The following is a 19,119-nucleotide window of genomic DNA, read 5'->3' on the forward strand; positions in this document are numbered from 1 at the left end:
TCCAGACCCAGACAAGGAGACCCGCATGAGCGAGCACGTGCTCGAGATGCGCCGGATCAGCAAGTCCTTCCCCGGCGTCAAGGCGCTGCAGGACGTCAACCTCGCCGTCGCCCGCGGTGAGGTGCATGCGATCTGCGGGGAGAACGGCGCCGGCAAGTCCACCCTCATGAAGGTGCTCTCCGGCGTCTACCCGCACGGCACCTACGAGGGCGACATCGTCCTGGACGGGCAGACCGTCTCCTTCCGCGACATCAAGGACAGCGAGCGCAGCGGCGTGGTGATCATCCACCAGGAGCTGGCGCTGTCCCCGTTCCTGTCCGTGGCCGAGAACATCTTCCTGGGCAACGAGCGCGCCGCCCGCGGGTTCATCGACTGGAACGAGACCAACGTCCGGGCCGCCGAGCTGCTCCGGCGCGTGGGCCTGGACCTGAACCCGGTCACCCGGGCCGGGGACATCGGGGTGGGCAAGCAGCAGCTCGTGGAGATCGCCAAGGCGCTGTCCAAGGACGTGAAGCTGCTGATCCTCGACGAGCCCACCGCCGCGCTCAACGACGAGGACTCCGCGCACCTGCTCGGCCTCGTCCGCGGGCTGCGGGAGGACGGCATCACCTGCATCATCATCAGCCACAAGCTCAACGAGATCCGGGCGATCGCGGACTCGGTGACCATCCTGCGCGACGGCCGGACCATCGAGACCCTCAGCCTGCACGACGGGTCGGTCACCGAGGACCGGATCATCAAGGGCATGGTCGGGCGTGAGCTCACCAACCGGTACCCGGAGCGGACCCCCGCGATCGGGGAGGAGGTGCTGCGCGTGGAGCACTGGACGGTGCACCACCCCCAGGAGCACACCCGGGTCGTCGTGGACGACGCGCACCTGTCCGTGCGGGCCGGCGAGATCGTCGGGATCGCCGGGCTCATGGGCGCCGGGCGGACCGAGCTGGCGATGAGCATCTTCGGGCGCAGCTACGGGTCCGGTATCACCGGGACCCTGTACAAGAACGGCCGGGAGATCAGCTGCCGGACCGTGCAGGAGGCCATCCGGCACGGCATCGCCTACGCCACGGAGGACCGCAAGCGCTACGGGCTCAACCTCATCGACGACATCAAGCGGAACATCTCCGCCGCCGCCCTGCCCAAGCTGGCCTCCAGAGGCTGGGTGGACGGCGGCCGCGAGACGCTGGTCGCCCAGGACTACCGGAAGAGCATGAACATCAAGGCGCCGTCCGTGGCGGCCGTCACCGGCAAGCTCTCCGGCGGCAACCAGCAGAAGGTCGTGCTGTCCAAGTGGATGTTCGCCGACCCGGACGTGCTCATCCTCGACGAGCCGACGCGCGGCATCGACGTGGGCGCGAAGTACGAGATCTACACGATCATCAACCAGCTGGCCGCGCAGGGCAAAGCCGTCCTCGTGATCTCCTCCGAGCTGCCGGAGCTCCTGGGGATCTGCGACCGCATCTACACGCTCGCCGAGGGCCGGATCACCGCCGAGGTGCCCATCGCCGAGGCCACCCCCGAACGACTCATGCAGCACATGACCAAGGAGAAGGACTGACCATGGTTTCCACCCTCGCCGACGAGGACCGGGTCCTCAGCCCCAGGGGCCCGAAGAAGGCCTCGACCGTGGCCGACGCCGGGCGGTTCCTCACCAGCCGGCTGCGCCAGATCGGCATCTTCCTGGCCCTGCTGGTCATCGTGACGCTGTTCCAGGTGCTCACGGGCGGCGCCCTGCTCCAGCCGGACAACGTCTCCAACATCATCGTCCAGAACAGCTACATCCTGCTGCTGGCCATCGGGATGGTCATGATCATCGTGGCCGGCCACATCGACCTCTCGGTGGGCTCCGTGGCCGCGTTCGTGGGGGCCATGTCCGGGATCATGATCCGGGACTGGAGCCTGCCGTGGTGGGTGGCCCTGGTGGCCTCCCTCGCGGTCGGCGCCCTCGTGGGGGCCTGGCAGGGCTTCTGGGTGGCCTACATCGGCATCCCGGCCTTCATCGTCACCCTCGCGGGCATGCTCGTCTTCCGCGGCCTGACCCAGATCGTGCTCGAGAACCAGCGCATCACCGGGTTCCCCCAGGAGTACCGCCAGCTGGGCGGCGGGTCCCTGTTCCCGGGTCTGTTCCCGCCCGAGACCAACCTCCTGGACTGGACCACGGTGGGCCTTGGCCTGTTCGCCACGGCCCTGCTGGTCGTCAGCCAGCTGCGCGGCCGCTCCACCCGGGCCAAGCTCGGCCTGGACGACGAGCCCCGCGCCTGGTTCCTCACCCGGCTGGTCTTCGGCGTCGTCGTCATCCTGGGGCTGACCTTCCTGCTCGCCAGCTCCCGCGGCGGCACCCCGATCGTGCTCGTGGTGCTCGGGGTGCTGGTGGTCGCCTACAGCGCGGTCATGAACCGGACCGTCTTCGGCCGGCACGTCTACGCCCGCGGCGGCAACCTCCAGGCGGCCCAGCTGTCCGGCGTGAACACCAAGCGCGTGGACTTCCTGCTCTTCGTCAACATGGGGGTGCTGGCCGCCCTGGCCGGGCTGGTGTTCACCGGCCGGCTCAACTCTGCCGGTCCGGGCGCCGGAAACCTCTTCGAGCTGGACGCGATCGCCGCGGCCTTCATCGGCGGCGCCGCCGTGACCGGCGGCGTGGGCACGATCATCGGCGCCATCACCGGCGGCCTGATCATGGGTGTGCTCAACAACGGCATGTCCCTCATGGGCGTGGGCATCGACTACCAGCAGTTCATCAAGGGTCTGGTGCTGCTGCTCGCCGTCGGCTTCGACGTCTTCAACAAGCGGCGGGCCGCCAACGCCCTGAAGTAGGGGCGCGCGACGACGGACGGGCCCGCCCGGTGGCATGCCGGGCGGGCCCGTCCGTCGATCCGCGCCGCGGCGCCCTGCCGGGACCGCGACGGGCACGGCCGTCTAGCGGCGGCCGGTCCTGTTCTCGCGCCGCTTCGCCATGACGCGGCTGAGGACGGCGGTGCCGACCATGAAGAGGATCTTGCGCATGCTGCTGCTCCTTCGGTGGGTGATGTGTGGGACGGACAGGTGGGGGGTCACGGGGTGCTGAGCACGGTCTTGAGCCAGCCCTCGTCGCGGCGGTCGAAGCTCAGGTACGCGTCGACCACGTCCTTGAGCGGCTCGCGCTGGGTGACGAAGGGCGCCGGGTCGAACAGGCCGGCCGCGACGAGGTCCAGCAGGGGCGGGGTCACCGAGCGGTGGTCGCAGTTGCCGGCCCGAATGGTGAGGTTCTTGTTGGTGGCGGCCCCGATGGGGAAGGACGTCAGGTCCGGGGAGAACACGCCGATCATGCCGATCCGCCCGTACTTCGCCACGGACTGCACCGCCCACTCGGCCGACAGGGACGGGGCGTTGCCCGGCACCCAGTTCTCGCCCCGGACGTTGGTCCGCGGGGCGGTCTGGGCCACCTCGGCGTCGAACTGCTCGGCGCGCGCGGCGTACTTCTGCGCGGCCGGTCCGCCGGTGGGCCGCTGGGCGTCGACCCCCACGGCCTCGATCACGGCGTCCACGCCCACGCCCATGGTGGCGTCCAGGATCGCCTCCACCGGGTCCTCGGCGTTGAAGTCGATGACCTCGGCGTTCTGCTCCAGGGCCTTGACCAGCCGGGTCTGCACGCCGTCGACCGCCCACACCCGGCCCGCGCCCTGACGGTAGGCGGCCGCGATCGCCAGCTGTCCCACGATCCCGGCGCCGTAGACGGCCACCGTGTCCCCGCGCCGGATCCCGGCGAGCTCGGCGCCGAACCAGGCGGTGGGGAAGATGTCGGAGAGCAGGATCGCGTCGTCGTCGGAGACGTTGTCCGGGATCGGGATCAGGGTGTTGGACGCCCACGGGACGCGGGCGTACTCGGCCTGCAGCCCGTCCACGGGACCGGTGGGGGCGGGGCCGCCGAAGAAGCAGGTGCCGGCGGCCGGGCCGTTGGGGTTGGCCACGTCGCACTGGGCGGTCTGGCCGGCCCGGCAGTAGCGGCACACCCCGCAGGACATGGTGGAGCACACGATCACCCGGTCCCCGGGGGACAGGCCGCGCACCGCGGCCCCGACCTCCTCGACCACGCCGACGGCCTCGTGGCCCAGGATCGTGCCCTCGCGCATGCCGGCCATGGTGCCGCGGACGAAGTGCAGGTCGGTGCCGCAGATCGCGCTGCGCGTGATCCGCACGATCGCGTCGTTCGGGTCCCGGATCGAGGGGTCGTCCACGGTGTCGAGGCGGATGTCGCCCTCGCCGTGCCACACGAGTGCCTTCATGGGTCGCGCTCCTTCGGGTGTTCGGGGTCGGTCGGGATCGCGCCCGTCCCACGCTACGCGCTCCGGCGGGAAAAGGTAAGTGAGCTGAAGAACTCAGGGGGCGGGCGGCCTCCCCGGACCCGCGGCGGCGCGCAGGTGCGCCAGGACCTCCGCCGCGACCTCCTCCGGCCGCTCCTCGGCGAGGAAGTGGCCGGCGTCCACGGCGCGGCCCGTGGCCCGGGGGAAGTGCCGCCGCCACAGCTCGAGCGGGTCCTCCCGGGCGCCCACCCTGCCGCGGGCGCCCCACAGGACCAGCGCGGGGAGCCCGAGCCGGGTGTCCTCGTCGGCCCGGTCGATCTCCACGTCCGGTCCGGCCGCGGCGCGGTAGTCGCGGCACCAGGCGTCGACCACGGACGGGTCGCGCGCGGCCTCCTCGTAGGCGGCGAGCGCGGCGGGGTGGAACCCGACCTCGGTGCCGCTGAGGCCCTGCAGCGTCGCGCGCACGAAGTGGACGGGGTCGTGGCCGATCAGGGTCTGCGGCAGACCGCCGTCCTGGGCGAGGAAGGCCCAGTGGTAGTACTTCTGCACCAGCCAGGCATCCATCGACCGCCACACCTCCAGCGTGGGCAGGATGTCGAGCAGGGCGACCGAGAGCACCGCCCCGGGGGCGTCGAAGGCCATGCGGTGGGCGGTCCGGGCGCCCCGGTCGTGCCCGACGACGTGGAACCGGTCGTGCCCCAGGGCGCGCATCAGCCGGACCTGGTCGGCGGCCATCGCCCGGAAGGTGAAGTCCTCGCCGTCCGTGCGGGAGCGGCCGTAGCCGCGCAGGTCGGCCGCGACCACGGTGAACTCCGCGGCGAGCACGGGCGCCACGGCGTGCCACATCGCGTGCGTCTGCGGGAAGCCGTGCAGCAGCAGCACGGGCGGGCCGTCCCCGCCCGTGCAGGCGTGGACCACGCCGTCGGGGACGGGGACGTCCTGGGGTGCGAAGTCGGCGAGCACGGTTCCTCCTGGCGGTCGGATCGGCACAGCGGGCGCGGCCCGGGGGTGGTCCCGGCGGGGCGCGGCGCACCTGCTCCAGGAAACACCAGGACGCGCCCGGGAGACACCCCCCTCGTGAACTACGCCCCGCCGAGCCGTCCGCTCACCCGGCGTCGCCGGGCGCCCCGTCGTGGGCCAGGGCGGACTCGATGCTGCCGGCCAGCTGGGCCGGCGCGGTCCGCGGGGCGAAGCGGCGGATCACCCGGCCGTCCCGGCCCACCAGGAACTTGGTGAAGTTCCACTTGACGGCGTCGCCCATGACCCCGCCGCGCTCCCCGCGCAGCCAGGACCACAGCGGGTGGGCGCCGGGCCCGTTGACGTCGACCTTCGCGAACATCGGGAACGTGACGCCGTAGTTGCGGCTGCAGAAGTCGGCGATCTCCTCCTCGGTGCCCGGCTCCTGGTGGCCGAACTGGTCGCAGGGGAAGCCGAGCACCACGAAGCCCTCCTGCGCGAAGCCGCGCCACAGCTGCTCGAGGCCCTCGTACTGCGGCGTGAACCCGCACCGGCTCGCGGTGTTGACCACGAGCACCACCTTCCCGGCGTAGGCGGACAGCGGCTGCTCGCGCCCGTCCAGGGTGGTCGCGGTGAAGTCGTGCAGCGTGGTCATGGCGGCCTCCCGGGCGTTCGGCGACGACGGTCCGCTCCCATCATGCCCCCGCGGTGGCGGACGTCGTCCACCGCGCCCGCCCGCGCGGCCCACGTCCGCGACCCGCGACCCCGTGACCGGAGGGTGCGACCGGAGGGGAGGAGCGGGACGGGGACGGGTGGGTAACGATCCCCGGGCGGGGGCGGTGGGGCGTGCGGGGTCCGGCGTACCCTGGCCGTGTCGGAAGGAGCCGGTGATGACGCAGCACACCGAGCCGTGGCCTCCGGGGACACCCTGCTGGACGGAGCTGGCGGCCTCCGACCCGGCCCGGACGCAGGAGTTCTACCGGCAGGTCCTCGGCTGGCGGTACGACGACCCGCAGCCCGAGCACGGCGGCTGCCGCAACGCCCTCGTGGACGGGGCCCGGGTGGCCGGACTGTGCCCCGCGGACCCGGGCCGCGCCGGTGCGGCCCCCGGGTGGCTGGTGCACCTGGCCGTGGACCGGATCGAGCTGGGCGCGCGGCGGGTCCGGGACGCCGGGGGCACGCAGCTGGCCGGACCCACGGAGATCGGTGCGCTCGGCCGCACGGGCGTCTGGCGGGACCCGACCGGAGCCGTCTTCGGGCTGTGGCAGTCCGGGACGCACACCGGCTTCGAGGCCGTCGACGTCCCCGGCGCCGTGGTGTGGTGCGACCTCACCACGCCCGACCACCGCACCGCCCGCGACTTCTACGCGACCGTGTTCGGCTACCACTACGAGGAGACCGGCGGGGACGGCGTCCCCCACGCCACGTTCACGGTGCCGCGGGGGGACCGCCCGGCGGGCGGCATCGGCGCGACGGACCCCGCCGCGCAGGGCGCGCCCTCGGCCTGGTCCGTGTGCTTCCAGGTGGAGAGCGCCGACGCGGCCGTCGACCGCGTGCGCGCCGCCGGCGGATCGGTCGTGGAGGAGCCCTTCGCGTTCGCCTACGGGCGGCTCGCGGTGGTGGCGGGCCCGGACCGGGAGTCCTTCGCGCTCATGGCACCCGGGGAGCCGGGATAGCGCCCGGTCCCACCGCCTCCGGGGCCGGCGGGTGCGCCGGAGTGCTCCGGGACCGCCCGTCCAGGCGGGGCACAGGCCCGGCTGGGATGCTGGGCCCATGACCACCACCTCCCCCCGCGCGGACGCCGGACCGGGACGCCGGGGCTCCGCCGGCGCCTGGGTCCTGGCCGGCGTGGCCGCGACGGCCCTCGCCGTGGGGCTGGCGGAGCTGCTGGCCTGGGTCACCGGGCCGGTCGGCGCGCCGCTCACCGCCGTGGGCGGGGTGGTCGTGGACGCCGTCCCCGCCCCCGTGAAGGACGCGGCGATCGCCCTGTTCGGCACCGCGGACAAGCTCGTGCTCCTGCTCGTCATGACCGCCGGGCTCGTGGGGCTCGGCGCCGGCATCGGGGCCGCCCAGCGCGTCAACCGCCCGATGGGCGCCGTGCTGCTGGGCGTCCTGGGGCTCCTCGGCCTGCTGGCGGTGCTCACCCGGGCGGGGGCGGCCCCCGCGGACGCGGTCCCCGTCGTCGCCGGCACGGCCGCCGGGGCGCTGTTCCTCACGGTGCTCGGCCGCCGGGCCGGGGCGCCGGAGGGCGCGCGCGGCGGCCTCGACCGGCGCGGCTTCGTCCGGGTCTCCGCGGTCGTGGCCGTGCTCGGCGCGGCGGCCGGGGTCGCCGGGCGCTGGGCCTCCGCCGCGGCCGCCCGGGCGCCCGCGGCGCGGGAGATGCTGCGGATCCCCGCCCCTGCGGCGCGGGAGGCGATCCCCGTCGGCACGGACCTGGGGGTGCCGGGGGCGCAGCCGTGGCTGACCCCCGCCGACGACTTCTACCGCATCGACACCGCCCTGGCCGTGCCCCGGATCGACGTGGCCGAGTGGGAGCTGCGGATCCACGGCATGGTCGACCGGGAGCTGACGCTGCGCTTCCAGGACCTCACCGGCCGGGCGCTGCTCGAGCGCGCCGTGACGCTGGCGTGCGTGTCCAACCCCGTGGGCGGGGACCTGGTGGGCAACGCGGTGTGGACGGGCGTGCCCCTCCGGGAGCTGCTCGCCGAGGCCGGCGTGCAGCCGGGCGCCGACATGGTGCTCTCCACCTCGCAGGACGGGTTCACCGCCGGGACCCCGCTCGAGGCGCTGCTGGACCCGGGCCGCGACGCCCTGCTGGCGGTGACCATGAACGGGGAGCCCCTGCCGTTCGAGCACGGCTACCCGGTGCGGATGGTGGTCTCCGGCCTCTACGGCTACGTCTCCGCCACCAAGTGGCTGGTGGAACTGAAGGTCACCCGCTTCGACCGCGACGAGGGCTACTGGACCCCGCGCGGCTGGTCGGCGCGCGGGCCGATCAAGACCGCCTCCCGGATCGAGGTGCCCCGGGACGGGGACCGCGTGGACGCCGGACCGGTCGTCCTCGCCGGCACGGCCTGGGCCCAGGACACCGGGATCGCCGCCGTGCAGGTCAGCGTGGACGGCGGGCCCTGGCAGGAGGCGGACCTGGGCGCGGTGCCCTCCGACGACACCTGGCGGCAGTGGGTGCTGCGCACCGAGCTGCCCGGCGGCCGGCACACCGCCCGGGTGCGGGCGGTGGACCGGGACGGGGCCGTGCAGACCGCCGAGCAGGCCCCGTCGGCCCCGGACGGGGCCTCCGGGTGGCACGAGCGGACGTTCACCGTGGCCTGACCGGGCCGGTCCCGCCGGGCCCAAAGTGCTCGCACCGGGCGCCCCGGTGCCGGTCCGCCGGCCCCGGGGCGGGCGGACCGTGCAGGTCCTGCCATGATGGGGCGGGACCCGGAACGGACGGAAGGCGGTGCGCGGTGACGCTGGTGGACAACGCGGTGTACGTGGGCGGGGTGCGGGACTCCAGCCCGCGCGACCTCGACGCGACCTACGAGGCCCTGCGCGCCCGCGGCGGCATGGCGTGGATCGGCCTCTACCGCCCCGGGAGCGCCGAGGTGCACTCCGTGGCCCGGGAGTTCGGCCTGCACCCCCTCGCCGTCGAGGACGCCCTCAAGGGCCACCAGCGCGCCAAGCTGGAGCGCTACGGGGACACCCTCTTCGTGGTGCTGCGCCCGGCCCGCTACCTGGACGACGTGGAGAAGGTCGAGTTCGGGGAGCTGCACGTCTTCGTGGGCGCCGACTTCGTGGTCACCGTCCGGCACGCCGAGTCCCCCGACCTGGCCGCGGTGCGCCACCGGCTGGAGACCTCGCCGGAGCTGCTGCGGATGGGCCCGCAGGCGGTGCTCTACGGGATCCTCGACGAGGTGGTCGACCGCTACCTGCCCGTCCTGGCGGGGCTGGAGAACGACATCGACGAGATCGAGGACGAGATCTTCGCCGCGGACCAGGACGTGTCCCGCCGCATCTACGAGCTCTCCCGTGAGGTCATCGAGTTCCAGCGCGCCGTGCACCCGCTGGTGCACATGCTCGACGCCCTGCAGCGCGGCTCCGAGAAGTACGCCCTGGACGCGGAGCTGCAGACCCGGCTGCGGGACGTCCAGGACCACGCCATCCGCGCCGCGGACCGCGCCGACGCGTTCCGGGCGCTGCTGCAGAACGCCCTCACGGTGCACGCCACCCTCGTGGGGCAGCGGCAGAACGACGAGATGCAGCGGCTCACCGAGTCCGCCCTGGCGCAGAGCGAGGAGGTCAAGCGGATCTCCTCCTGGGCGGCCATCCTCTTCGCCCCCACCCTGGTGGGCACGGTGTACGGCATGAACTTCGAGCACATGCCGGAGCTCGAGTGGCCGCTGGGCTATCCGTTCGCGCTGCTGGCCATGCTCGGCATGGGCCTGGTGCTCTACGGGGTGTTCAAGTGGAAGAAGTGGCTGTGAGCGGCGCCGGGCCGGCGCCGCGGCACCCGGCCGGGGGGTCTCAGACGCTGTGGCGCATCGCGCGGATCCCCACGGCCAGCCCCAGGGCGGCCAGCACGGCCGCCGCGAGCGCGCCGGCCGCCACGGAGGGGTCGCCGAACCGGCCGTTGAACAGGGCCCGTTCGGCGTCGACCATGTAGGTGAGCGGATCGAACCGGGAGAGCACCTGCATCCAGCGGGGGCCGGCCTCGAGCGGCAGGAGCATCCCGGAGAGCAGCATGAGCGGGAACAGCAGCCCCTGCTGCACGGTCCAGAACATCCAGTCCCGGTTCCTCGAGACGATGGCCAGGGCGTAGCTCAGCGCGCCCAGCCCCACCCCAAAGACCGCGAGGATCCCCAGGCCCAGCACCATCCCGGGCAGGGACGGGCGGAAGCCGAAGAGCGCGGCCACCCCGCAGAGCACCAGCGCCTGCAGGACCAGCGGCACCATCTCCTTGCACGCCCGCCCCACCATGAGGGACGAGCGGGTCACCGGGGCCACGAGCATCCGCTCGTGCGCCCCGGACTGGATCTCGAACAGCAGGTTCGACCCGGTCATCGCGGTGCCGAACAGCGCGATCATCACCACGATGCCCGGCACGAACCACTGGAAGGCCTGGTCGAGGGGCAGCCCGGTGGTCCCGCCCAGGAGCGGGCCGAAGAACGCCAGGAACATCAGCGGCTGCAGGAGCGAGAACACCACGCTGAACGGGTCGCGGACCACCGGGCGCAGCTCGCGGACGAAGACGCTGACGGAGTCGTGCAGCACGCCGGCGGGGCGGGCCTGGGCACCACCGCCGGTGCCGCCGGACGGGCCGCGGGGCGGCGGGACGGCGGTCACGGGGCCGTTCCCACGCCCGGGGCCTCGGCGGCCGGGTCGGTCCCGGGCGGGCCCGGGTCCTCCTCGCGCAGGCTCCGTCCGGTGAGCCGCAGGAAGACGTCGTCGAGGGTGGGGCGGGCGAGCTCGGCGGTCCGCGCCGGGTGGCCGTGCCGGTCGAGCTCCAGGAGCAGGCCCGGCAGCACGCGCTCGCCGTGCTCGACGGCCACGACGACGCGCGTGCCCCTCCCGGCCGCGGTCGCCTCCGGCTCGGCGCCGGCGGCCCCGGCGGCGCGGGCCGCGGCCCGGACCGCCGCCGTCGCCGCGTCCGGGGCGGCGTCCACGGTCAGGGTGATCCGGTCGCCGGCGAGGTCGCTCTTGAGCCGGGACGCGGTGTCGTCGGCGATGATCCGGCCCCGGTCCACGACCATGACCCGCTCGGCGAACTGGTCCGCCTCGTCCAGGTAGTGGGTCGTGAGGAACAGGGTGGACCCGTAGCGCCGGCGCAGCTCGAGGATGTGCTCCCACAGGTTCGCCCGGGACTGCGGGTCCAGCCCGGTCGTGGGCTCGTCGAGGAAGAGCAGCTGGGGGCCGGGGATCAGGCCCAGGGCGATGTCCACGCGCCGGCGCTGGCCGCCGGAGAGCTTCATCGTGGGCCGGCGGACGAGCTCCCCGAGGCCGAGCGCCTCCACCAGCTCGTCCACCCGGCGCCGGGTCTCCGCCCGGCCCAGCCCGTAGAGGGCGCCCTGGCTGAGCAGCTCGTCGCCGACCCGCTGGTACTGCCCGGCCCCGTTCTTCTGCCCGATGTAGCCGATGCGGGCGCGCACCTCGGCCGGTTGCCGGGCGACGTCGAACCCGCACACGGCGGCGGTGCCGCCGGTGGGCCGCAGCAGCGTGGTGAGCATGCGCAGGGACGTGGACTTGCCGGCGCCGTTGGGCCCCAGGAACGCGGTCAGCGTCCCCGGCGCCACGTCCATGGTCAGGTCGCGCACCGCCTCGACGGTGCGGCCGCCGGGGCCGCGGAAGCTCTTGCTCAGCCCCCGGGCGCTGATGACGGGTGGGGTGCTCATGGGTCCACGGTAGAGGGCTTTCCGGCCGGGCGGTGCCCGCATGGGGACGGCAGACCCCTAGAGTTCAGGGCGTGACCTCCCAGAGCACCCCCTCCGATCCCGCACGGGTCCGGCGCGCCCGGATCGCGGTGTCCGCCTTCTTCCTCACCAACGGCGCCCTCTACGCGAACCTCCTGCCCCGCCTGCCGGAGGTCAAGGAGGCGTTCGGGCTCTCCAACACCCTGTACGGGTTCCTCGTGGTGGCGTTCCCGCTCGGGGCGATCCTGGTGGGCGCCCTCCCGGCCCGGGCCATCCGCCGCCTCGGCTCCGGGCGGGTCGCGGCCCTGGGCACCGTGCTGCTCTCCGGGTGCCTGGCCGCCGCCGGGGCCGGCGCCGGCCTGGGCGCCGGCACGCAGGCCGGGGCGGTCGTGTTCCTCGCGGCCATGTTCCTGGGCGGGGCGCTCGACGCCCACGTGGACACCGCGCAGAACGCCCAGGGGATGGAGGTGCAGCGGGCCCGGGGCCGCTCGATCATCAACTCCCTGCACGCCCTGTGGAGCCTGGGCGCGGTGCTCGGCGGGCTGATGGGCGCCGCAGCGCTCGCCCTCGGCGTCCCGCTCGCGTGGCACCTGCCGGTGAGCGGGCTCGTGTGGAGCGCGGTCGCCCTGCTGGCGCTGCGCTCCGCCCTGACCCCGGCCGAGGGCACGGCCCTGCGCACGGTGGACCTCCCGGCGGAGCCCGGCACCCGGGACGCCGGGGACGCCGGGACGCCGGGGGACCCGGTGGGCGCCGCGCCGGACCGGCCGCGGGACACCGGGCACCGGTCGGCGGGGCGCATCGTCGTCGTCAGTCTCCTGCCCGTGGCCGTGATCGCGATGTCGGGGGTCATGGTGGAGGACGCCGGGATGAACTGGTCGGCGGTCTACCTCAACGCCGAGCTGGGCGCCCCGCTGGCCACCGCCGGGCTGGGGCTGGTGGCGCTGATGGCCGCCCAGTTCGTGGGCCGGGTGCTCGGGGACCCCCTGACCGACCGCTGGGGGCGGGTCGCCGTGGCCCGGGCCGGCGCCGCCCTGAGCGCGCTCGGCCTGCTCGTGGTGGTGCTCGCCCCGGTCCCGGTCCCGGCCGTGGGAGTGGCCGGCTTCGCGGTGGCCGGCCTCGGCTGCGCGACCCTCGTGCCCGCCGCCTTCCACGCCGCGGACGACATCCCGGGCCTGCGCACCGGGACCGGCCTGGCCCTGGTCAGCTGGCTGATGCGGATCAGCTTCCTGAGCCTGTCCCCGGCCATCGGGGTGCTCTCCGACGCCGTGGGGCTGCGGGCCGCCCTCGTGGTGGTGCCGGTCTTCGCCCTGGTCGCGGCGCTGACGGCCGGGGTGCTGCGCGACGGGCCGACGGCCTCGCCCCGGAACTGATCCCGGCCTATCCTGGGTCCACCATGCATCACCACTTCTTCCGCTGACGGGACCCGCCCGCCCGCCGCCGCACTCGCCGCGGCGGGTGTCCGCCCTGCCCACCCGTCCCCAGACCAGGAGCCCGGCCCGCGCGGCTCCGCAGCCCGGAGGAAGCATGTCCACCGTCCCCGCCCACCGTCCCTCCCTGCCCGCGGGCGAGCAGACCCAGCTGGTCGCCACGGGGCTCCGCCTGCGCCGCGGTCCCCGGGTCGTGCTCGACGGACTCGACCTCACCGTCACCTCCACCACCCGCCTGGGGGTGGTGGGGGAGAACGGCCGCGGCAAGACCTCGCTGCTGGGCGTGCTCTCCGGCGCCCTCGCCCCGGACGCGGGCACGGTGCGCCGCACCGGGACGCTGGCGGTGGTGGACCAGGAGCTGCCCGTGCCCGTCGAGGCCACCGTGGGCGACCTCCTCGACCTCGAGCTCGCCGCCGAGCACGCCACGGTGACCGGGGTGCAGGACGCCGCCCGCGCCCTGGCCGCCGGTGCCCCCGGCGCCGACGAGGCCTACGCCCGGGCCCTGGCGGACGCCCAGGCCCTCGACGCCTGGGACGCCGACCGGCGGGTGGACCTCGCCCTCCAGGCCCTGGGCGCGGTGACCGACCGCTCCCGCGTGCTCGCCACCCTCTCCGTGGGCCAGCGCTACCGCGTGCGCCTGGCCTGCCTGCTGGGCACGGTCCACGACCTCCTGCTGCTCGACGAGCCGACCAACCACCTCGACGCCGGGGGACTGGCGCACCTGGGCGCGGCGCTGCGGGAGTTCCGCGGCGGCGTGGTCCTGGTCAGCCACGACCGGCGGCTGCTGGCCCAGGTGGTGGACACCGTCCTGGACCTCGACCCCAGCCGGGACGGCCGTCCGCGCTGGTACGGCGGCGGGCTGGCCGGCTGGCGGGCCGGACGGACCGCCGAGCGCTCGCGGTGGCTGCGCGACCACCAGGAGCAGCTGGCCGAGCACGCCCGGCTCGGCGACGACCTGGCCCGCGCCCGGGCCCGGCTGGTCGACGGGTGGCGACCGGAGAAGGGCACGGGCAAGCACACCCGCGCCACCCGCGCCCCCGGGCTGGTGCGCTCGGTGCACCGCCGGCAGGAGGAGCTCGACCGGCACCGGGTGGACGTCCCCGAGCCGCCCCTGGTCCTGTCCGTGCCCGAGCTGCCGGCGCTGCCCGGCGCCGGGCTGGTGCGGGCGCAGGCCGTCACAGTGGCGGGGCGGCTGCCCCGGCCCGTGGACGCGGCACTGGGCTCCGGGGACCGGCTGGTGGTCCGGGGCCCCAACGGGGCCGGCAAGTCCACCCTGCTGCGGGTCCTCGCCGGTGAGCTGGTGCCCGACGCCGGCTCCCGCACGGCCGCCCCCGGGCTGCGGATCGGCCTGCTCGCCCAGGAGGGGCCGCGGCCGGACCCCCGGCCCGCGCAGGAGGTGTACGAGCAGGAGCTCGTGCGCCTCGTGCTCGCCGGGCGGCTGGCCGAGTCCGAGGTGCTGCCGCTGTCCGAGCTCGGGCTGCTCGACGCCCGGGACCGGCAGCGCCCGGCGGCCGAGCTCTCCGCCGGGCAGCGGCGGCGGCTGGACCTCGCCCGGGTGCTCGCCGCCCGGCCCCACCTGCTGCTGCTGGACGAGCCCACGAACCACCTCTCGATGGCCCTGGTGGACGAGCTCACCGAAGCGCTCGCGGCGACGGCCGCCGCGGTGGTGCTGACCACCCACGACCGGCAGCTCCTGCGGGACACCAGGGACTGGCCGCGGCTGCTCCTGTGACCGGAGGAGGCGCCGGGTCCCCGTCCCGTGTTGGGTGCCCCGGGCGGGTCAGTCGATCCGGACCTCGCGGACCCCGCGCTCGAGGCCGCGCTCGAGGGCCTCGATGACCTCGTCCACGTTGTGCCCGGGGGGCAGCGCGGGCGGGAGCCCGGCCAGCGCCCGGTCCACGAGCCCGGTGTCCATGTGGGGCAGGCGGGCGTCCACCACGGCGATCCGGCGGGAGCGCAGCTCCCGCCGCAGGGAGCCCAGCCACGAGGCCATGGCGGCCTTGCTCGCGGCGTAGGCGCCCATCCCGGCCAGCGGCAGCTCCGCGACCACGCCGGTGAGCACCGCCACCGCGCCGCCGTCCACGAGGTGCGGCAGCGCGGCGCGGACCACCGCCATCGGGCCGAGGGCGTTGACCTCGAACAGTTCCTCCACGACCGCCTCGTCCTCCTCGGCGGCCGGGCCGAACGCGGCGACGCCCGTGGCGATCACCACGGCGTCGAACCCGCCGAGCTCCTCGGCCGCCGTACGCACCACCGCGGCGGCCTGGTCGTGGTCCACGAGGTCCAGGGCATGGGCGGCGCGCACCCCGAGCCGCTCGCGCAGCTGCTCCGCGTCGGCGGCCGAGCGGCCCGTGACCACGATGTCGCCGGTGTGCTCGCCCAGCCGCTCGCACAGCCGCTGTCCCAGGACGCCGGTCGCGCCCACCACGAGGATCCGTGCGCCGTTGAGGTCCATGGTCGTTCTCCTGCCCTCTCGAGGGGCCCGGGCCGGGGCCGTGACCCCGAGCGTACCGATCCGCCCCGACACCGCCCAGCGGCGGACCCCTCGTCACGGCTCCCCGTCATGGATGTGCGTTCGACAACGATGTGGCACCGGTGCCGCCCGGGCCGTTGCCGTCGGCGTGCCCCCGTGCCTGGATTGCGGTCCTCGGAGCCGTGCCGGACGAGACCGCCCGCTGCTCAGGTAGTGGCACCGCAGCCACCCCGTGACCCGAGAGGCCTCCCCGTGCACAAGATGATCGTTCTCTACCCCGAGCCCGTGGACCGGGCGGCGTTCGTGAGCCACTACGAGTTCACCCACCTGCCCCTGGTCCAGCAGCTGCCCGGGCTGCTGGACCGGCGCGACAGCGTGGACGTCCGTTCCGCCGGCTGACGAACGGCCCGCGGGCCCGGCACGCCGACCGCCCGGGCGCCGACGGCGCGGGGCGCACGCCCCGCGCCGCGGCCCCTGCTACTCGGGGTTGTCGAAGGGCACGTAGCCCATGCGCCTGCTGACCCGCTCGCCGGCCTCCTTGAGGTCCTCGACGAGCCCGGCCACGGTCTGCTCGGTGAACCGGAAGGCCGGGCCCGAGACGCTGATCGAGGCCACGACCGTGCCGAGGTGGTCGCGCACGGGCACGGCGACGGAGTTCAGCCCGAGCTCGAACTCCTCGTACACGGTGGCGTAGCCCTGCGCGGCCACGGTCAGCAGCTGACGCTCCAGCTGCTTCCGCGACGTGATCGTGCGGGCCGTGAGGGCCGGCAGCCCCTGGGTCCGCAGGACCCGGGCTCGTTCGTCGGAGGGCAGCCCGGCCAGCAGGACCTTGCCGCTGGCGGTGGCGTGCAGCGGGGTCAGGCTCCCGATCCAGTCGTGGGTGGCGAGAGAGGAGGGGCCCATCTCCTGGTCCACGTTCACGGCGTGGCCCTCCCGCAGGACCGCCAGGTTGACCGTCTCGGAGTGGGTCCGGGCCAGGCTCCGGATCTCGTCGCGGGCCTCGGCCACCACGCTGAGCCGGCCGGGGATCGCGTGGGCCAGGCGCAGGATGCCGAAGCCCAGCTGGTACCGGCTGCCGTCGCTGGGGTGGTGGACCAGGCCGCGGGCCTCTAGGGCGGCGAGCAGCCGGGAGGCGGTGGACTTGTGCACGCCCAGTTCCGCGGCCACCTCGGTCACGGTGGAGCCGCCGGTGCGGGCGAGGACCTCGAGCACCGTGATGGCCCGGTCCACGGACTGGACACCACCCGGGGTCACCCCGTCGGCGGGCGCCTGCTCCTTCGACGCATCGGACGCGGTCAGGGGTCTGGGATCGAAGGAGGGCATGACTTCATGGTAACCAATGGCAGATCGTGTGCTCCGGGCACGACTCCGGCCGCCGAGCGGTGTCGGCGGCCGGAGTCGTGCCCCTGAGGTGCCGGGGCGTCGCGCGCCCCGGCACGGCGGATCAGGACGGGTTGCTCTCCTTCTTCCGGCTCCGGCCGTTCTGCGCGTGCTGCGGCGGGTAGATGGGCCGGCCGGCGGCCGTGGCGTCCACGGCCTGGAACTGGGACGTGGGCGGGTCCGTGCTCTCCTGCGTCGCCAGGGTGAACTTCTGGTGCCCGTACTGCTCCACGGCGGTGCGCACGGTGCGTCGCATGACGGAGTCCGACAGGCGCTGGCGCAGCCACATCGGGTCGGCGGCCAGGTCGCGGGTCAGAGCGATGCAGAGCAGGAACATCACCACGACGAACGGCAGGGCGGCCACGATGGTCATCCGCTGCAGGCCGCCGAGCGCCTCCGCCGGGGTGTCCCCGCCGGCGAGCAGCATCACGGCCGCGACCCCACCCATCAGCACGCCCCAGAAGATCACGACGGGCTTGGTGGGCTCCAGGCTGCCGCGGGAGCTGAGTGAGCCCATCACGATGGACGCGGAGTCCGCGCCGGTGACGAAGAAGATGGCTGTGAGGACCATGGCCAGCACCGCCAGCCCGACGGTCAGGATCTGCGGGGCGTCGAGGCCGTTGAACATGTCGTAGATGGCCCCGTCGAAGGAGATGGTGGGGACGCCGTCCACGAGGGTCGCGATGCCGTCCCCGGTGTCGGGGGTCGCCTCCCCGGTCTGCTGGATGTTGATGGCGGTGCCGCCGAACACGGCGAACCACAGCAGGGAGACCAGGGAGGGCACCAGCAGCACCCCGGTGACGAACTGGCGGATGGTGCGGCCGCGGCTGATGCGGGCGATGAACATGCCCACGAACGGCGTCCAGGAGATCCACCAGGCCCAGTAGAAGACCGTCCAGCTGGACAGCCACGCCCGCATCGACTCGTCCCCGACCGCCTCGGTGCGGGCGGCCATCTCCGGCAGCTGCTGGAAGTAGGAGCCGATCGCGGAGGGGATGAGGTTGAGGATGAACAGGGTGGGGCCCACCACGAAGATCACCACGGCCATCAGGACGGCCAGCACCATGTTCGTGTTGGCCAGGAACTGGATGCCGCGCTCGATCCCGGACACCGCGGAGGCGACGAAGCAGAAGGTGAGCACCGCGATGATCAGCACGAGCAGCGGAGTCGCGACCTCACCGACGACGCCGTTGAACTGCAGGCCGCTGCCGATCTGCAGGGCACCGAGCCCCAGCGAGGCGGCGGAGCCGAAGAGCGTGGCGAAGATCGCGAGGATGTTGATGACCTTCCCGCCGATCCCGTCGACCGCCTTGCGGCCGAAGAGCGAGACGAACGCCTCCGAGAGCAGGTTCTTGCGGCCCAGCCGGAAGGTGCTGTAGGCGATGGCGATGCCCAGCACGGCGTACATGGCCCACGGGTGCAGGGTCCAGTGGAACAGGGACGTGGCCATGGCCGTCTCGATGGCGTCGGTGGTGCTCGCGTCCACCGTGGCCGGGGGCGGGGAGATGTAGTGGAAGAGGGGCTCGGCCACGCCGTAGAACATCAGGCCGATGCCCATGCCGCAGGCGAACATCATCGAGATCCACGAGGCGGTCCTGAACTCGGGCCGCTCCCCGTCCTTGCCCAGCGGGATGGTGCCGAACCGGCCCAGGGCCAGCCACAGGACGTAGACCACGAACAGGGAGGACAGCAGCACGAAGATCCACCCGGTGTTCTCCAGCACCCAGCCCAGTGCCGTCGTCGAGACGGCGGACAGGTTCTCGGTGCCGGCGAAGCCCCAGACCACGAAGCCGACGACCAGGGCTCCGGTCACGGCCATGATGACCTTGTCCAGGCCCTCCAGCCCATGCAGGCCGGGGAAGGAGCCCCGGCGCTCGATGACGCCCTCCTTGAGCTCGCCGAGGATCTTCGCCTCCTCGGCCTCCGCCTCGTGGAGCATCGTCGTGTCGTCCACCGGTGGTGTCGCGGGCGGCTCTCCCGGCGGTATCGCGGCCGCGGTGGCCGGTGAGGGTTCGGTGCGGTGGTCGTCGTGGCTCAACGGACTTCTCCTTGGCTCTGCAGCGCGGGTCGGACCGGGACGGTGTCGCCGATTTTTTCGGTGATCCAGTCGTGGAAGGCGCCGATGTGGTGTTCGGAGGGGACGAGGACGCCGCCGGTGGCGTAGATCTTGGAGCTCATGGCGGGCTGGCAGCGTTCGCAGG

The 19,119-nt window shown here is 74.1% G+C and carries 16 protein-coding genes; 8 read left to right on the forward strand and 8 right to left on the reverse strand.

Features of this window, described 5'->3' with window-relative positions:
* The first annotated feature begins 25 nt into the window (after positions 1 to 25).
* Together mmsA and mmsB are read left to right on the forward strand one after the other, a co-directional pair.
* Positions 26 to 1,555 carry a multiple monosaccharide ABC transporter ATP-binding protein gene (mmsA, locus tag ACWCOM_RS04255; protein WP_454547495.1) on the forward strand — a complete coding sequence of 510 codons (1,530 nt, stop codon included), beginning with the start codon at positions 26 to 28 and terminating at the stop codon, positions 1,553 to 1,555.
* A gap of 2 nt (positions 1,556 to 1,557) precedes the next feature.
* Positions 1,558 to 2,811: a multiple monosaccharide ABC transporter permease gene (gene mmsB, locus ACWCOM_RS04260; protein WP_454547496.1), complete on the forward strand. Its 1,254-nt coding sequence runs from the start codon at positions 1,558 to 1,560 to the stop codon at positions 2,809 to 2,811.
* 236 nt (positions 2,812 to 3,047) lie between these two features.
* Here the strand turns inward: mmsB and ACWCOM_RS04265 are convergent, their stop codons facing one another.
* The 3 genes from ACWCOM_RS04265 to ACWCOM_RS04275 form a co-directional block, all read right to left on the reverse strand.
* The gene (locus ACWCOM_RS04265) at positions 3,048 to 4,259 is read right to left on the reverse strand and encodes an alcohol dehydrogenase catalytic domain-containing protein (RefSeq protein ID WP_454547497.1); all 1,212 of its coding nucleotides are present in this window, start codon (positions 4,257 to 4,259) and stop codon (positions 3,048 to 3,050) included.
* Positions 4,260 to 4,352: 93 nt separating this feature from the next.
* Complete coding sequence (locus ACWCOM_RS04270; RefSeq protein WP_454547498.1) at positions 4,353 to 5,240, reverse strand: alpha/beta fold hydrolase; 888 nt, start codon at positions 5,238 to 5,240, stop codon at positions 4,353 to 4,355.
* A 142-nt stretch (positions 5,241 to 5,382) separates the two neighbouring features.
* The gene (locus ACWCOM_RS04275) at positions 5,383 to 5,889 is read right to left on the reverse strand and encodes a glutathione peroxidase (RefSeq protein WP_454547499.1); all 507 of its coding nucleotides are present in this window, start codon (positions 5,887 to 5,889) and stop codon (positions 5,383 to 5,385) included.
* A gap of 235 nt (positions 5,890 to 6,124) precedes the next feature.
* Between ACWCOM_RS04275 and ACWCOM_RS04280 the strand changes: the two genes are divergently transcribed.
* The 3 genes from ACWCOM_RS04280 to ACWCOM_RS04290 all read left to right on the forward strand — a co-directional run bounded on the left by ACWCOM_RS04280 (position 6,125) and on the right by ACWCOM_RS04290 (position 9,715).
* Positions 6,125 to 6,910 (forward strand): VOC family protein, encoded by a 786-nt coding sequence (locus ACWCOM_RS04280; RefSeq protein WP_454547500.1) that lies wholly within the window; start codon positions 6,125 to 6,127, stop codon positions 6,908 to 6,910.
* Between the two features lie 97 nt (positions 6,911 to 7,007).
* Entirely contained in the window at positions 7,008 to 8,564 is a 1,557-nt protein-coding gene (locus tag ACWCOM_RS04285; RefSeq protein ID WP_454547501.1) for a molybdopterin-dependent oxidoreductase, read from the forward strand.
* A gap of 134 nt (positions 8,565 to 8,698) precedes the next feature.
* The gene (locus ACWCOM_RS04290) at positions 8,699 to 9,715 is read left to right on the forward strand and encodes a magnesium and cobalt transport protein CorA (RefSeq protein ID WP_454547502.1); all 1,017 of its coding nucleotides are present in this window, start codon (positions 8,699 to 8,701) and stop codon (positions 9,713 to 9,715) included.
* A 40-nt stretch (positions 9,716 to 9,755) separates the two neighbouring features.
* Here ACWCOM_RS04290 and ACWCOM_RS04295 read toward each other — a convergent pair whose 3' ends face one another.
* Together ACWCOM_RS04295 and ACWCOM_RS04300 are read right to left on the reverse strand one after the other, a co-directional pair.
* Positions 9,756 to 10,574, reverse strand: a complete 819-nt coding sequence (locus ACWCOM_RS04295; RefSeq protein ID WP_454547503.1) for an ABC transporter permease — start codon at positions 10,572 to 10,574, stop codon at positions 9,756 to 9,758.
* On the reverse strand, positions 10,571 to 11,620 hold the full coding sequence (locus ACWCOM_RS04300) for an ABC transporter ATP-binding protein (protein ID WP_454547504.1): 1,050 nt from the start codon (positions 11,618 to 11,620) through the stop codon (positions 10,571 to 10,573). Before ACWCOM_RS04300 ends, ACWCOM_RS04295 begins: the two co-directional genes overlap by 4 nt.
* 71 nt (positions 11,621 to 11,691) lie before the next feature.
* Between ACWCOM_RS04300 and ACWCOM_RS04305 the strand changes: the two genes are divergently transcribed.
* Together ACWCOM_RS04305 and ACWCOM_RS04310 are read left to right on the forward strand one after the other, a co-directional pair.
* The gene (locus ACWCOM_RS04305) at positions 11,692 to 13,008 is read left to right on the forward strand and encodes an MFS transporter (protein ID WP_454547505.1); all 1,317 of its coding nucleotides are present in this window, start codon (positions 11,692 to 11,694) and stop codon (positions 13,006 to 13,008) included.
* A gap of 154 nt (positions 13,009 to 13,162) precedes the next feature.
* The gene (locus ACWCOM_RS04310; protein ID WP_454547506.1) at positions 13,163 to 14,797 is read left to right on the forward strand and encodes an ATP-binding cassette domain-containing protein; all 1,635 of its coding nucleotides are present in this window, start codon (positions 13,163 to 13,165) and stop codon (positions 14,795 to 14,797) included.
* 48 nt (positions 14,798 to 14,845) lie between these two features.
* Here ACWCOM_RS04310 and ACWCOM_RS04315 read toward each other — a convergent pair whose 3' ends face one another.
* Positions 14,846 to 15,520, reverse strand: a complete 675-nt coding sequence (locus ACWCOM_RS04315; RefSeq protein ID WP_454547507.1) for an SDR family NAD(P)-dependent oxidoreductase — start codon at positions 15,518 to 15,520, stop codon at positions 14,846 to 14,848.
* A gap of 279 nt (positions 15,521 to 15,799) precedes the next feature.
* Between ACWCOM_RS04315 and ACWCOM_RS04320 the strand changes: the two genes are divergently transcribed.
* Positions 15,800 to 15,937, forward strand: a complete 138-nt coding sequence (locus ACWCOM_RS04320) for an EthD family reductase (protein ID WP_454547513.1) — start codon at positions 15,800 to 15,802, stop codon at positions 15,935 to 15,937.
* A 78-nt stretch (positions 15,938 to 16,015) separates the two neighbouring features.
* Here ACWCOM_RS04320 and ACWCOM_RS04325 read toward each other — a convergent pair whose 3' ends face one another.
* Both ACWCOM_RS04325 and ACWCOM_RS04330 read right to left on the reverse strand, forming a co-directional pair.
* Positions 16,016 to 16,861, reverse strand: coding sequence for an IclR family transcriptional regulator (locus ACWCOM_RS04325; RefSeq protein WP_454547508.1), 846 nt, complete (start codon positions 16,859 to 16,861; stop codon positions 16,016 to 16,018).
* 121 nt (positions 16,862 to 16,982) lie between these two features.
* Positions 16,983 to 18,857 carry a BCCT family transporter gene (locus ACWCOM_RS04330; protein WP_454547514.1) on the reverse strand — a complete coding sequence of 625 codons (1,875 nt, stop codon included), beginning with the start codon at positions 18,855 to 18,857 and terminating at the stop codon, positions 16,983 to 16,985.
* Between the last annotated feature and the right edge of the window lie 262 nt (positions 18,858 to 19,119).

The sequence above is a fragment of the Kocuria sp. KH4 genome (genome assembly GCF_053711175.1).

Coding starts and splice junctions, on each gene's coding strand:
- ACWCOM_RS04265 (WP_454547497.1), bottom strand. CDS start 4,259: ATGAAGGCACTCGTGTGGCACGGCGAGGGCGACATCCGCCTCGACACC.
- ACWCOM_RS04275 (WP_454547499.1), bottom strand. CDS start 5,889: ATGACCACGCTGCACGACTTCACCGCGACCACCCTGGACGGGCGCGAG.
- ACWCOM_RS04325 (WP_454547508.1), bottom strand. CDS start 16,861: ATGCCCTCCTTCGATCCCAGACCCCTGACCGCGTCCGATGCGTCGAAG.
- ACWCOM_RS04330 (WP_454547514.1), bottom strand. CDS start 18,857: ATGCTCCACGAGGCGGAGGCCGAGGAGGCGAAGATCCTCGGCGAGCTC.
- ACWCOM_RS04285 (WP_454547501.1), top strand. CDS start 7,008: ATGACCACCACCTCCCCCCGCGCGGACGCCGGACCGGGACGCCGGGGC.
- ACWCOM_RS04310 (WP_454547506.1), top strand. CDS start 13,163: ATGTCCACCGTCCCCGCCCACCGTCCCTCCCTGCCCGCGGGCGAGCAG.
- ACWCOM_RS04280 (WP_454547500.1), top strand. CDS start 6,125: ATGACGCAGCACACCGAGCCGTGGCCTCCGGGGACACCCTGCTGGACG.
- mmsA (WP_454547495.1), top strand. CDS start 26: ATGAGCGAGCACGTGCTCGAGATGCGCCGGATCAGCAAGTCCTTCCCC.
- ACWCOM_RS04315 (WP_454547507.1), bottom strand. CDS start 15,520: ATGGACCTCAACGGCGCACGGATCCTCGTGGTGGGCGCGACCGGCGTC.
- mmsB (WP_454547496.1), top strand. CDS start 1,558: ATGGTTTCCACCCTCGCCGACGAGGACCGGGTCCTCAGCCCCAGGGGC.
- ACWCOM_RS04320 (WP_454547513.1), top strand. CDS start 15,800: ATGATCGTTCTCTACCCCGAGCCCGTGGACCGGGCGGCGTTCGTGAGC.
- ACWCOM_RS04300 (WP_454547504.1), bottom strand. CDS start 11,620: ATGAGCACCCCACCCGTCATCAGCGCCCGGGGGCTGAGCAAGAGCTTC.